Here is a 13,462-nt window from a genome sequence, read left to right on the forward strand (position 1 = left end):
GTGATGCAGCCAGCCATATCAGCCTCGAACCTCTATAAGTCGTTCACCGTGCAAGGCATGCGGACGAACGCGCTCGTCGACATGTCCGTCGATATCTTTAGCGGCGAATTCACGGTACTCAGCGGCCCTTCCGGATGCGGAAAGAGCACACTTCTCGCGACACTTGGCGGCATGACGGAGCCGGATAGCGGCAGCATCCGGGCTGGCAATACGGTGCTGTCCGCCTCGTCCGACAACGAGCGGGATGCCTTTCGCCTGCATAATTGCGGCTTCATCTTCCAGGGCTTCAATCTCTTTCCGGCCCTTACAGCTCTCGAGCAGGTGCAAGTGCCGCTCGATTATCTGCACGTGCCCGAGGAAGAGGCCCGCCTCAGAGCGCGCGATGCGCTTGAGCGCGTCGGGCTGCTCGAACGCCAGCATTTGCGGCCTTCACATCTATCCGGTGGCGAAAAGCAGCGCGTTGCGATCGCAAGGGCGATCGTCAAGGACCCGGCCATCCTGTTTGCCGACGAGCCGACGAGCGCTCTGGATAGTACCAATGGACTGAGGATCGTCGAGATCCTGCAAGAGACGGCAAGGCAATTGGGAACGGCAGTTCTGTGCGTTTCCCACGACACCCGTCTCTTTTCAAAGGCAGACCGCGTTCTCAAGATGGAGGACGGACGACTGCTGTCTGACCAGCGGCCCGGTTCCGGGCGCGGCATCGATGTACGAGAGGACTGGCATGGATAAGTTCAAGCGTTCCCATCGCGTTTTCGCGACCGCAATATTAGGGACATCCGTGACCCTATGTGTCCTTTGGTTGACCGTCGGCATGCCGAAAGCTGGCGAAAGTGCTGAGGCAGCTGAGGCAGCATCGCCAGCAATTGCGGCAGCCGCGCGCGGGACCGTCGATGTGGAAGGCGGGCTCTATCGCATAACCGCGGTGCGCGACGGCGTCGTTGCCTCGGTTGAGGCAGCTGAAGGCGCCTATGTCCGCAAGGGCGATGTTCTCGCCGTGCTCGACAGCCAGCAGGAGGAAGCCTCGGTACGCATCGCCGAATCCGAGCTATCCCAGGCGGAAGACCGCTTCAAGCTTCTTCAGCTCAAGTCGAAGAACCTCGGGAAAACGCTTGAGAGAATGCAGCGTGCCGCAGCCGGCAAGGCCGTTTCCGATCAGGCCTTGAGCGATGCGCGCGATGCTTACGAAACTCAGACGATCGAAACGAACTCTGCATCCTCAGCCTTGTCGGTCGCGCGCGAACGGCTTGAAATCGCCAAGCGGGAGGTCAACGTGCGGTCGATGAAGGCGCCGGCCGATGGCGTTATCGTCCGTCAGGCGGTGAAGGTTGGGGAAGCGGTTTCCGTCCAGGCAATGACCGAGATGTTCGTCCTGCTGCCGGACGGACCGAAGATCGTGCGCGCAGACATCCCCGAGGAATATCTTGGCTCCGTCGGCCCGGGCATGGCTGTCGAAATCGCCGCCGAAGGGCGGACGACGCAATCGATCTCGGGCAAGATCACGCGAATTTCCAAGGTTTTGTCGCGTCCGAAATCGGCAGAAAATACCGGCGAGCGCAGCGATGTGAGAGCGGCGAACTGCATCATCACCATTGCCCGCGACGCGCCCTTGGCGATCGGGCAGCGCGTCGTTGTCCGCGTGCTCAAATAGATACCATCCGACAATAGAGCCTGTTCGCAGACGGGTTTCTGAGCGCCTCCATCTTGGGAGAGGCGCTCCGGTGCTTCTCGGACAAGTAAGATACCGGCTCCTATCTAAATGGACCTCAGAGCGCCCGACTTATCGGCCGCTCCTCTCGCCAGCGCTTTCTCCACTTGCTGATGCCCGACGCCCCGAATGGCGGGCGACCATGTTTGCTTGACGGCTGCGTGATCGCCGCCTGCCGGTGGCGTCGGCGGATGCCTGGGTGCCTTGGGTTTTTCGTCTCATTGCAATGAGGCTCCTCTCTCTCCGATATCCCATCATCCCCATCCTTCGGCACAAAGTTAGCCGGCTGGATTTTACAGCCGATTCCGTCTTGACAAGGCAACGCTTCCTAATAATGTAAATAGTATGAATAATAGCATTAATAAAAAAAGATCGGTCGTATCGAGGCTTCCCTCGCCGACATCCGTTGGCTTTCAGAACCTCAACAGCAGCATGCACGCGGCTGCTGTCGAGCAGATCGGAAGCTGGATCCTGCAGGGGCGCTTGCTCCCCGGCGAGGCGCTTCCCAATGCCGATGGATCCAAGGATACGCTCGGAATCAGCCGATCCGTGCTGCGCGAGGCAATCAAGGTTCTGGCGGGCAAGGGGCTTGTCGAATCCCGGCCGAAGACCGGCACCCGCGTCCGCCCGCGCTCAGAATGGAATTTCCTCGATCCCGACGTGCTGTCCTGGCGCTATTCCGGCGCAGTGAACCATGAAGACGTCAAGGCACTGTTCGAGCTGCGTCGCGCCATCGAGCCGATGTCTGCGGCACTGGCCGCGCAGCGCGCAACGCCGGGCCAACTCGCAGAACTCAACAATGCCCTTGCCGAGATGGAAGCCTTTGGCGACGACGGCGAGCGCTTTGCCGAGCCCGATCTCATCTTCCATCAGACGATCCTGCGAATGACCGGCAATGAGCTGATCGGCTCGCTGGCCGCCCTCATACAGACCGCCCTGGTGATGAGTTTCCGCCTGTCGAACGACAATCCGACGGGACAGCGCCCCTCACTGCCCTTGCATCGCGAGGTTGCCGAACGGATCGCGGCGGGAGATGGACAGGGCGCGCAACAGGCGCTTCTGGTTCTCCTCGATCATGCCGAGGACGACGTAAGACGCGCCGTCGAAAACCGCAATCAACGCCGCAAATCACAGGAGCAGAAGACATGAACCAGCCCAAGCGCAGGTTGCGCTCGTCCGCATGGTTTGGCGGGGACGGGAAAAACGCCTTCATGCATCGCAGCTGGATGAAGAACCAGGGGCTGCCAGACCATGTTTTCGACGGTCGCCCTGTCATCGGCATCTGCAATACGTGGTCGGAGCTTACCCCCTGCAATGCGCATCTTCGCGGCATAGCGGAACATGTGAAACGCGGCGTCTACGAGGCCGGCGGCTTTCCGCTGGAATTCCCCGTCATGTCGCTCGGTGAAAGCAATATGCGCCCGACGGCAATGCTCTTTCGCAATCTGGCCAGCATGGATGTCGAGGAATCGATCCGCAGCAATCCCATTGACGGCGTCATCCTTCTCGCCGGCTGCGACAAGACCACACCGGCGCTGCTGATGGGAGCCGCATCAGCCAATCTACCCGCGATCGTCGTGTCCGGCGGGCCGATGCTGAACGGCAAATTCCGGGGTCAGGACATTGGTTCCGGCACGCATGTGTGGAAATTCGCGGAAGACGTCAAAGCCGGCCGGATGGCCGTCAACGACTTCCTGTCCGCCGAACAGGGCCAGAGCCGCTCCGCCGGAAGCTGCATGACGATGGGCACGGCCTCCACCATGGCCAGCATGGTCGAAGCGCTCGGGATCGGCATGCCCGACAATGCCGCCATCCCGGCCGTCGATGCGCGCCGAGGCGTTCTCGCTCACATGGCTGGCCGACGCGTCGTCGAACTGGTCAATCAGGATATCAAGGTCTCTGACATCCTCACGAAGACCGCGTTCGAAAACGCGATCCGCGTGAATGGTGCGATCGGCGGCTCCACCAACGCGGTCCTTCATCTGATCGCCATTGCCCGCCGCGTCGGCGTCGAGCTTAGCCTCGACGATTGGGACAGGCTCGGACGCGGTGTGCCGACGATCGTCGACCTGATGCCGTCCGGGCGCTTCCTGATGGAAGACTTCTATTATGCCGGCGGTCTTTCGACCGTGATGGCGGCGCTTGATGAGGCCGGCCTTCTGCATCGCGACGCAGTGACCGTGAGCGGCAAGACAATGGGCGACATCATCGCGAATGCGCCGAACTACAACGAAGAGGTTATTCGGCCGGTTGACAATCCGCTCACCAAGGAAGGCGGCATTGCCGTGTTGCGGGGCAATCTTGCGCCGAGCGGCGCCGTGATCAAGCCGTCCGCCGCGACGCCGGATCTGATGCAGCATCGCGGCAAGGCAGTCGTCTTCGAGAATATCGAGCACTACTACGAGCGCATCGACGATCCCGATCTCGATATCGATGCGACCTCGGTCATGGTGCTGAAGAATTGCGGTCCGCGCGGCTATCCGGGCATGGCCGAAGTCGGTAACATGCCGCTGCCGGCGAAACTCCTGAAGCAGGGCGTCTCCGACATGGTGCGCATCTCCGATGCTCGCATGAGCGGCACCGCCTATGGCACTGTCGTCCTTCACGTCGCGCCGGAAGCAGCCGCAGGCGGCGTTCTGGCTCTGGTTCGGGACGGCGACATGATCGAACTCGACGTGGCCGGGCGCAGGCTGGAGCTGATGGTTTCGGAGGACGAATTGGCGCAAAGGCGCGCCGAATGGCAGCCACCGCAACCGCCGCAAGGCGGTTATCAAAGCCTCTATGTCGAGCGCGTCACGCAGGCCGATGCCGGTTGCGACTTCGATTTTCTCGTGGGACGCCGCGATGCCGGCATCCCACGCCACTCCCACTAGACGGTTTACGTGATGACCAGCCAACCAGACAATTTCGCTGTATACCCCAGCCTCAAGGGACGAAGTGTCTTCATAACAGGCGGCGGCAGCGGTATCGGCGAAAGCCTTGTCCGGCACTTTTGCGCCCAGGGCAGCCGCGTCGCTTTCGTCGATATTGCCGAGGAGCCGTCTCGCCAGCTCGTGGCCGCCATCGCCGCAGAGGGCATCGAGCCGCCGCTTTTCATTCCCTGCGATCTGCGCGACATCGAGGCGCTGCGCGCTGCGCTCGAGAGGGCTGCCGCCCGAAACGGGCCGATTCAGGTTCTCTGCAACAATGCCGGGAGCGACGATCGCCATCAGACCGAAGATGTGACGGTTGCCTATTGGGATGACCGTATGGCGGTCAATCTCCGCCACCAGTTCTTCGCCGCACAGACTGCTAGACCTTATATGAAGGCACTTGGCGGCGGCTCCATCATCAATTTCGGCTCGATCACCTGGATGGTCGGCGACCCCGACTGTCCAGCCTATGTCACGAGCAAGGCGGCGGTCTACGGCATGACGCGGGCGCTCGCTCGCGAACTGGGGCCGGAGCGTATCCGCGTTAACTGCATGGTCCCTGGCTGGGTGATGACAGAGCGGCAGATGCGTCTCTGGCTCACGCCCGCCGGCGAAAAGCAGATCGAGGAGCGACAATGCCTGCCGGATCGGCTTCAGCCATCCGATATCGCCCGCATGGCGCTTTTCCTCGCGGCCGACGACAGCGCCATGTGCACAAGCCAGCAATTCATCGTCGACGGTGGCTGGGTATGACAAATCAACTTACGACAGGGGAAGGTGCAGCTATGCGTCTCGTTCAATTCAAAACGCCTGAGGGCGAGCGCAAGGTCGGCCGCGTCTCGACCGATGGCAATCACCTTCATCCGCTCAAGAACACGCGCTCCGTCCGCGAACTTGCCGAAGCGGCAATCGCACGCGGCGCTCCAATCGCCACGCTGGTCGAAGAGCGCGCGACGGCGGAATTGGTGGATTACGATCGCCTGCTGCGCGAACATCAGGTGCTGGCACCGCTCGATCATGAGGAGCCCAGCCGTTTCCTCGTAACCGGTACGGGGCTCACGCACACCGGAAGCGCCAATGCACGCGACAAGATGCATGTGCTTACCCATGGCGAAGGCGCGGCGGAGTCCGACTCGCTGAAGATCTTCCGCATGGGTCTTGAGGGCGGCAAGCCGGCCGGCGGTCCGCCGGGCGTGCAGCCGGAATGGTTCTTCAAGGGTGTCGGCACATGCGTCGTCGCACCGGGTGCTCCCCTGCCGATGCCGGCCTTCGCCCTTGCCGGCGCCGAAGAGGCCGAGATCGTCGGACTCTATATCATCGGACCGGACGGCAGCCCCTTCCGGATCGGTTACGCGCTCGGAAACGAGTATTCGGATCACGTCACCGAAGCCGAAAACTACCTTTATCTCGCTCACTCCAAGCTGCGTTCCTGCTCTATCGGACCGGAACTGCTGGTGGGCGACCTGCCCGACGAGGTCCGCGGCCGTTCCCGCATCCGCCGCGACGGAAAGGTGATCTGGGAAGAAGAATTCCTGTCCGGCGAGACGCATATGTCTCACTCGATCGCCAATCTCGAACACTATCACTTCCGCTACCCCATGCATCGCAGGCCGGGAGACCTGCATGCCTATTTCTTCGGTGCGGCGGTGATGAGCTATGCCTTCGGCGTTCAGACAGGCCCGGGGGATGAATACGAAATCGAAGCGGATGTATTCGGCAAGCCGCTGCGCAATCGGGTGGAGCTTTCTCCCGACGAAGGACTGGTGACCGTCACACAACTCTAGCTGACATCCGCACCGATCACATTGACAACACCAACAATAAAGGGAACGGAAATGGGATTGAAAAAACTTCTGACAGCCATGGCGACCGCCGGCTTCATAGTGTCGATGATGGCATCATCGACACTTGCTGAAAATCTTCGCGTGCTGGCCTGGGACGGCTACGCGGACAAGGACTGGGTCAAGGACTTCACCGCATCGACCGGCATCGGCGTCGATGTGGTCTTCATCGGCAGTGATGACGAAGCCTGGGCAAAGATCAAGGGTAGCGAAGGCAAGGATTTTGACGTGTTCGCGGTCAATACGGCCCAGCTGCAACGCTACATCGCCGCTGATCTCGTTACGCCCATCGATGCCGCCAACCTGCCGAACCAGAAGAACGTGCTGCCGCGGTTCCGCGATCTGACCGTGATCCGCGGCGATACCAAGGACGGCAAGGTCTACGGCATTCCGTTCTGCTTCGATTCCATCGGGCTGATCTATGATACCGACAAGGTCAAGGCGGCGCCGACCTCCATGTCGGTGCTTTGGGATCCGGCATACCGCGGCAAGGTGCTCGCCTACGACAACGGCGAACACAACGTCTCCTTCACTGCGCTGACGCTCGGCTACAAGGACCCGTTCCACCTGAGCGATGATCAGATTGCCGCGGTAAAGGCCAAGCTGATCGACTTCAAGCACAATGTGCTGAGCTTCTACACAACTGCCGATGAAGCACAGCAGATATACAAGAACAACGATGTCGCCCTTATCTGGGCGAACTATGGCCAGCAGCAGATGAAAGCGCTCAAGGATGCAGGCGCGCATGTAGCTTATGTCAACCCAAGCGAAGGCGCGCTTGCTTGGCTCGACAACTGGGTGATCTCCAAGGGCGTGCATGACAAGGCTGCTGCGGAGAAATGGATCAACTTCATGATCTCCAAGACCGTAAGCTCTCAGCTCTCCGAACGAACGGGTTTCGGCAATACGGTCACGGAAAGCGCGAGCGCCCATGGCGACGATAAGCTGATCTGGCTCGACAATGTCGAGGATCCGCTTAAGCGCTCGGATCTCTGGAACGAGATCAAGGCTACGCCTTGATCGCAAGCCGGATTGTCTTCATGCTGCGGCCCGACCGTCTTTCGGGCCGCGTCCGAACCATATCGAGTGACACAATGACCCAATCGCTGGACCTGCTTAGCCTGCAGTCCGTCTCGAAGTCGTATGGAGCGGTGCCCGTCCTTCACGACATCGATCTTTCGATCCGAGATGGAGAATTTTTGACCGTGCTCGGCCCTTCCGGCTCCGGCAAGACGACGGTGCTGCGCCTCATCGGCGGGCTTGAAGCCGTAACCTCGGGAAAGATCGTTCTTGACGGCGACGACATCAGCCGCATGCCGATCAATCGCCGTCCGTTCAATACCGTCTTCCAGGACTACGCGCTTTTTCCGCATATGTCGGTCGCGGCCAATGTCGGCTACGGCCTCTCCATTCGCCATAGGCCCCGCCAGGAAATCAGGCAACGCGTCGGCGAAGCCCTTGATCTCGTGCAGCTTGGCAAATTTGCCGATCGTTACCCCGCGCAATTGTCCGGTGGTCAGCGCCAGCGTGTGGCGCTTGCCCGCGCTCTGATCTGCCAGCCGCGCCTTGTCCTGCTGGATGAGCCGCTGGCAGCGCTCGATCTCGAGCTTCGCCGCCAGATGCAGGAATTCCTGAAATCGATCCAGCGCGAGGTCAAGACGACCTTCCTGTTCGTCACGCACGACCAGGAAGAGGCCATCGGCATGGCCGACCGTATCTGCGTCATGCAATCGGGCCGCATTCGCCAACTGGGAACGCCGCATGACCTCTACTACCGGCCGAGCTGCAAGTTCGTCGCCAAGTTCTTTGGCGAAAACAATCTGGTGTCCGGCAGGCTGGCCGAGAGCGACGGAACCATGCGCGCCATCGATACCGATCTTGGGCGCCTCCATTGCTCGATCGAGGGTCAGCCGGACTTGCGGTCCGCACCGAACGGAACTGCCGCCTTTGCTGTTTTCCGGCCGGAAGCGCTGCGCGCCGCCGAAGCAGGGGATGATCTCAATCGCTTCTCCGGCTCCGTCGAAGAACTCGCCTTCGCTGGATCCTCGACAGTTGCCCATATCAATTCGAGCGGAGAGCGCCTGCGTCTTCGCCAGCCGAGCCGCATAACAGGAAGCACGCTGCGACCGGGTGAAGCAATGGACCTATCCTTTGCGCCTGCCGATTCCTATCTGGTGCTATCATGAACCAACGTGGCGCCGGCTATTCCGTCCTCGTGACGCTGTTTGCATTTGCGATACCAGTCCTCTTCATTCTATTGCCGCTGATCCTTTTCCTTGGTTACAGCTTCCTGAGCGTCGATCACGGCACCATCAACTACACTGTTACCCTCACCAATTACATACGCTTCCTCACAGATCCAGTATTCCTACCGGTCTTCTGGAGTACCTGTATCCTCTGTCTGTCGGTGGCGGTCATCTGCGTAGCTCTCGGCTATCCGGCGGCTTATTTCCTCACCACGCTTCAGGGAAGATGGCGCTACATCATGCTGATGCTGATGCTGGTACCGCTGCTGATGAGCTATGTGATCAAGATATATGCCATCCGCAGCATCCTCGGCCAAAACGGCGTTCTAAATTCGATGTTGGTCGGTTTGGGTATCCTCGATCAACCTTCCACGCTTTTCGTCTTCAACATGAATGCGATCCTGCTGACGTTGACGCTTCTGCTCATTCCCTTCGCCATCCTGCCGATCTTCCTCACACTCGAGCGCATTCCGCAGGTGCTGCTGCGTGCCTCCGATGATCTCGGCGCCAGCCGGTTCCAAACATTCCTGCGCATCACGCTGCCGCTGAGCCTTCCGGGAGTCACCTCTGCGGCGAGCTTCGTCTTCGTTTTGGCGATCGGCGACTTTCTGACGCCACAGATGGTCGGCGGAGTCAGCGGCTTCACATTCGGCCGCATCCTCTACAGCCAGTTCGGCACGGCTTACAACTGGCCCTTCGGCGCCGCACTTTCCGTGGTGCTGGCGGTGGTCGTGATCGCGGCGATCCTTTTTGGGGAACAAGCCGGCCGGCAGCGGGGGCTATCACGATGATTGGCCGCAGCCACCTTCCGACGATCTTGCTGGCAACCGTCACGGCCCTAGTCGCGCTACTGCTCTACAGCCCGCTTTTCGTTCCCATCCTGTCCTCGTTTTTTGACCTCAACCATGGCCAGGTCGACTGGTCTCAACCGACGCTATCGGCCTACAAGGCGCTTGCTGAAAATGGCGATGTGCTGGCCGCTTTGAGGGCGACGCTGGTCGTCGGCATCTGCACTGTGGTCCTATCCGTCGTGTCAGGCACGCTTCTGGCACTCTACTATCATGGCCGGCATGCCGGCCGGGGAGCACTCCAGTTCATCATTTTCCTCCCCTTCCTGATGCCGCCCGTCATCAGCGGTCTTGCACTGTTGATTTTCTTCCGGGAGATCAACTTCGATCGTTCTCTGGTGACAGTGATCATCGGGCATACAGTCTTCGTGCTCGCGATCGTCTATCGAACAATCCTGACCCGGCTGCAGTCGATGAGCAGCACGCTCGTCGAGGCCTCCTATGACCTGGGAGCAAATGGCTGGCAGACCTTCTGGCGGGTGATCCTTCCGAACCTGTCGAGCGCCATGGCCGGCGGCGCCGTACTTGCATTTGCCCTGTCCTTTGACGAGACGATGATCACGATCCTCGTCACAGGAACAGAAAGCACGCTGCCGGTGCGCCTCTGGGCAATGATGCGATTGGGCTTTTCTCCCGATATCAACGCTCTGGTCGCGCTCATTTTGCTGTTCGCAGTGCTCCTATGCACCCTAACGGCAAGGCTTCTGATCCCGCGGCAGATGGCACGCCATCACGCCTAAACCAGCGGCCTCGATTATCCGCGATCAGACTGAAGCCTGCCTTGGAAAATGCCGCGCCATCAGTGTCGCGGCATTCATCGATGTACAGCACGACCTATTTCATGGTCGTATCGAGCAGATCCAGTGCAAGGTCGGTATCGAGACCATCGGGATCCTTTAGATCGAATTCGTCGTACCAGCTCTGATCCGCCTCGGGATGAGGACCTACGAGGCCGACGCGCCCCTTGCCGAAACTGTAGACCGCAGCCGCAATATCGTGATTGGGGTAGACTGCAAGAACCGTCGCGCCCTTTTTAGGTAGAATGTTGCCATCCTGATAGTAGACCCAACGCTTCTTGTCCCGCCAAATGACGGGCGTAACCGTATCCTTATCATCCTTCACCAAAGAGCCCGGACGCCCAACATAAGAGTCAAGCGAGCCTTCTATCAGCTCAAACCCCGGAGATCCCGCAAGATAGGCACCCATGCAGATGCCGAGGTAGCGGCCGCCCTTCTGCACGAAACTCCGTACAGCAGCTACGGAGTCCTGGCCGATATCCTTGGCGGCGGCCTCAACATCGTCGCCCCCGCCGGGCTGAATATAAAGTGTTGCCCGGGAAAGGGTGTCCGCGTTGATCGGCTTATCCTTCGGGCCGACATACTCTATACGAAAATCGTAGCGAGATCCCTTCAGAACCTCGGCCACCGTTTCCGAGCAACCGTCACAACCGGCCGGTCCCCGATAAATCAGAGCAAGCGGACGTTGCTTGGTCGCATCCGGCTCGGCCTGCTGCGACCAGCTAGGCTGCGAGCCAAGCAGCAGTGATGCCGCAGAGATAAAGATCGTTGCGAAAAGGCGTAAATGGCGCATATCAATATTACCTCGTTGTTGCAATTTGGACGCCGACGCGCTGGTTCGACACGCATCGCTCTGTTCGTCTGCGGAGCAGGAAGAGCAGTATGATCGCCTGGCTGCGGGGTATCCGACGCTGAAATGTGAGAGCCACCTTACCCGTCTACGCGATCGGTTCGATGCCCAGCGATTCATGCCGAGGTGATACGGGTTGCTGTTCCGAACTGGCGCCGCGACAGCGCGCAGCGGAGCTGTTCAACAGGCAGCTGACGGAAAGAGCCCGCCCGAGCCGTCGATTGGTTAGAGCCAGCTTCTACAAGCAAAAAGATCTATAGGGAGATGGTTGACTGCCGGTGCGTTGAACACGCGTCTGAACTCGACTATGCCGGGCATGGCCGACATCGCTTTACCAATGTGAAGGTCGCTCATATGTCGCCCTCCTTTTGGGCTTGGATATACCAGCAGCAGGCCGCCGGAGATCAAGGAAACATCCGCTATCCGCTCGCAGTCCAATTGCTAGAATGGAATAATGGTCAATATGTGTTCGGGTTATTGAGGTTGTTAGGTCTATTTGGCCTGTGCGGCGAGTTTGGCCTGTTGGGGCGGTTCGAACCATCCCATACGTCTGTGTCATAATAGGGTCTATGCCACCGTGGCCTATAGCCATCATCGTCATGCCAGTGTCTGCTATGGCCGCCGGTGTCGTCACACGAACTGATCGATATCGTTGTGAACGCGACTGCGGCGACGACTTTCCAATTTACCGTCATCATCAAGTTCCACTACTTGTGTTGTATGCTGAGAGCCTGACGACGGCACGTTACGTGGGCATTACCGTTAGAATAACTTGGAATGAATCTATCAGGGAGCGGTGGTGACTGTGTCATCGCCGCAGTTCTGCGTTTTATCTGGTGCAGTTGCTTATCCGGCAGCGTCGATCAGCGCCCATTTGAATGGGCGCAATGTGCTGCGATTGCAATGAGTCGAGGCCCTACGTGCCGGCGCGTGATAGCGTGCATGAAGGGCAGCATATGGATGACGGGCAAGCTCGTCAAAAGCGCCCGTCCTCCCAATTCCTGTCTTTTGCCGGCTGGCGGATTATCTCTGCGCCGCGCTCAACTGTTGATCGACCACGGCCAGCCAATAGTTGACGCCATGGATGATGGCGTCGTCATTGAAGTCATAAGCTGGGTTGTGCAGATCGGCGCTGTCGCCATTGCCGAGCCAGATGAAGGCGCCGGGCCGCTTTTCCAACATATAGGAGAAATCTTCCGAACCCATGGTCGGCGGGTAGTTGTCATTGACGCGCTCGTCGCCCGCAACGCACCGGGCGGCAGCAACCGCGACCTTGGTCTTTTCCGCATCGTTCACGGTGACCGGATAGCCAGGACGCCAGTCGATTTCGGCTTCAGCGGAAAACGCCTTGGCAGTCATGGTGACCACCTCGCGGAAACGAGCTTCCACCGCCTTGCGCGTTTTCGGTTGCATCGTACGGATCGTACCGCCGATCTGGACTGCGGCCGGGATTACGTTCAGCGCCTTGTCGTTACCGCCGTTGACATAGGTGATCGAGACCACGACCGGGTCGAAGGGATCGATGAAGCGCGAGGCGATCGACTGCAGCGCTGTGATCATGTGGGCCATGACGACGACGGGATCGTGGCTCAGATGCGGTGATGCCGCGTGCCCACCCTTGCCGTTGATCGTGATGACGAACCGGTCGCCGCCTGCCATGATCGGACCGCTGCGGATCGCAAAGGAGCCCACGGCAAGACCGGGCTCGTTATGCATGCCGTAGACTTCTTCAATGCCGAACCGCTCCAGCACGCCTTCCTCGATCATGACGCGGCCACCGCCGCCACCCTCTTCGGCCGGCTGGAAGATCAACGCGACCTTGCCGGTAAAATCGCGGTTGGCGGCAAGGTGCTTGGCAGTGGCAAGCAGCATGGCGGTGTGGCCGTCATGCCCGCAGGCATGCATCATGTTCGGCACCTTCGAAGCATGTGGCAGATTGGTCTGCTCAGACATCGGCAATGCGTCCATATCGCAACGAAGCGCGATCGTCTTGCCGCTGCCGAGTTTGCCGTTGATCACGGCAACGACGCCCGACTTGGCGAGGCCGGTGACCACTTCATCACAGCCGAAGGCCTTGAGCTTCTCGATGACCAGGGCCGATGTCTTCGGGAGATCGAAGAGAAGCTCGGGATGCTGGTGAATAGTCCGGCGCCAGCCTTTTGCCTCTTCGGCAAGGTCGGCAAGGGTGGGATCGAAGGTCATGAGAATTACTCTTGCGGCATCCGATGGAGCGGCGAGCGATCCGGATCGGACAGGTTTC

Annotated in this window: 12 protein-coding genes; 10 read left to right on the plus strand and 2 right to left on the minus strand. The window is 59.7% G+C overall.

The window, feature by feature from the left end; translation table 11 throughout:
- The first annotated feature begins 3 nt into the window (after positions 1-3).
- The 10 genes from GGD46_RS09390 (at position 4) to GGD46_RS09435 (ending at position 10,295) form a co-directional block, all read left to right on the plus strand.
- Entirely contained in the window at positions 4-732 is a 729-nt protein-coding gene (locus GGD46_RS09390; RefSeq protein WP_184703483.1) for an ABC transporter ATP-binding protein, read from the plus strand.
- Positions 725-1,651, plus strand: coding sequence for an HlyD family secretion protein (locus GGD46_RS09395; protein WP_184703484.1), 927 nt, complete (start codon positions 725-727; stop codon positions 1,649-1,651). The genes GGD46_RS09390 and GGD46_RS09395 overlap by 8 nt, the downstream gene beginning before the upstream one ends.
- Before the next feature lie 489 nt (positions 1,652-2,140).
- Positions 2,141-2,857, plus strand: a complete 717-nt coding sequence (locus GGD46_RS09400; protein ID WP_246806250.1) for a FadR/GntR family transcriptional regulator — start codon at positions 2,141-2,143, stop codon at positions 2,855-2,857.
- Positions 2,854-4,581 carry an IlvD/Edd family dehydratase gene (locus GGD46_RS09405; protein ID WP_184703486.1) on the plus strand — a complete coding sequence of 576 codons (1,728 nt, stop codon included), beginning with the start codon at positions 2,854-2,856 and terminating at the stop codon, positions 4,579-4,581. Before GGD46_RS09400 ends, GGD46_RS09405 begins: the two co-directional genes overlap by 4 nt.
- A 12-nt stretch (positions 4,582-4,593) precedes the next feature.
- Entirely contained in the window at positions 4,594-5,373 is a 780-nt protein-coding gene (locus tag GGD46_RS09410) for an SDR family NAD(P)-dependent oxidoreductase (protein WP_184703487.1), read from the plus strand.
- A 32-nt stretch (positions 5,374-5,405) separates the two neighbouring features.
- Positions 5,406-6,404 carry an AraD1 family protein gene (araD1, locus tag GGD46_RS09415; RefSeq protein ID WP_184703669.1) on the plus strand — a complete coding sequence of 333 codons (999 nt, stop codon included), beginning with the start codon at positions 5,406-5,408 and terminating at the stop codon, positions 6,402-6,404.
- 51 nt (positions 6,405-6,455) lie between these two features.
- The gene (locus GGD46_RS09420) at positions 6,456-7,481 is read left to right on the plus strand and encodes an ABC transporter substrate-binding protein (RefSeq protein ID WP_184703488.1); all 1,026 of its coding nucleotides are present in this window, start codon (positions 6,456-6,458) and stop codon (positions 7,479-7,481) included.
- Between the two features lie 74 nt (positions 7,482-7,555).
- Positions 7,556-8,647 (plus strand): ABC transporter ATP-binding protein, encoded by a 1,092-nt coding sequence (locus tag GGD46_RS09425; RefSeq protein WP_184703489.1) that lies wholly within the window; start codon positions 7,556-7,558, stop codon positions 8,645-8,647.
- A complete protein-coding gene (locus GGD46_RS09430; RefSeq protein ID WP_184703490.1) occupies positions 8,644-9,498 on the plus strand; it encodes an ABC transporter permease in 855 nt (284 codons plus the stop codon). Before GGD46_RS09425 ends, GGD46_RS09430 begins: the two co-directional genes overlap by 4 nt.
- Positions 9,495-10,295, plus strand: a complete 801-nt coding sequence (locus tag GGD46_RS09435) for an ABC transporter permease (RefSeq protein WP_184703491.1) — start codon at positions 9,495-9,497, stop codon at positions 10,293-10,295. Before GGD46_RS09430 ends, GGD46_RS09435 begins: the two co-directional genes overlap by 4 nt.
- A gap of 94 nt (positions 10,296-10,389) precedes the next feature.
- Here GGD46_RS09435 and GGD46_RS09440 read toward each other — a convergent pair whose 3' ends face one another.
- Together GGD46_RS09440 and GGD46_RS09445 are read right to left on the minus strand one after the other, a co-directional pair.
- A complete protein-coding gene (locus GGD46_RS09440) occupies positions 10,390-11,145 on the minus strand; it encodes a BPL-N domain-containing protein (protein WP_184703492.1) in 756 nt (251 codons plus the stop codon).
- Positions 11,146-12,225: 1,080 nt separating this feature from the next.
- Complete coding sequence (locus tag GGD46_RS09445; RefSeq protein ID WP_184703670.1) at positions 12,226-13,404, minus strand: M20 aminoacylase family protein; 1,179 nt, start codon at positions 13,402-13,404, stop codon at positions 12,226-12,228.
- Positions 13,405-13,462 lie beyond the last annotated feature (58 nt).

The sequence above is a fragment of the Martinezella lusitana genome, from assembly GCF_014207095.1.
GTDB lineage: Bacteria > Pseudomonadota > Alphaproteobacteria > Rhizobiales > Rhizobiaceae > Rhizobium > Rhizobium lusitanum_B.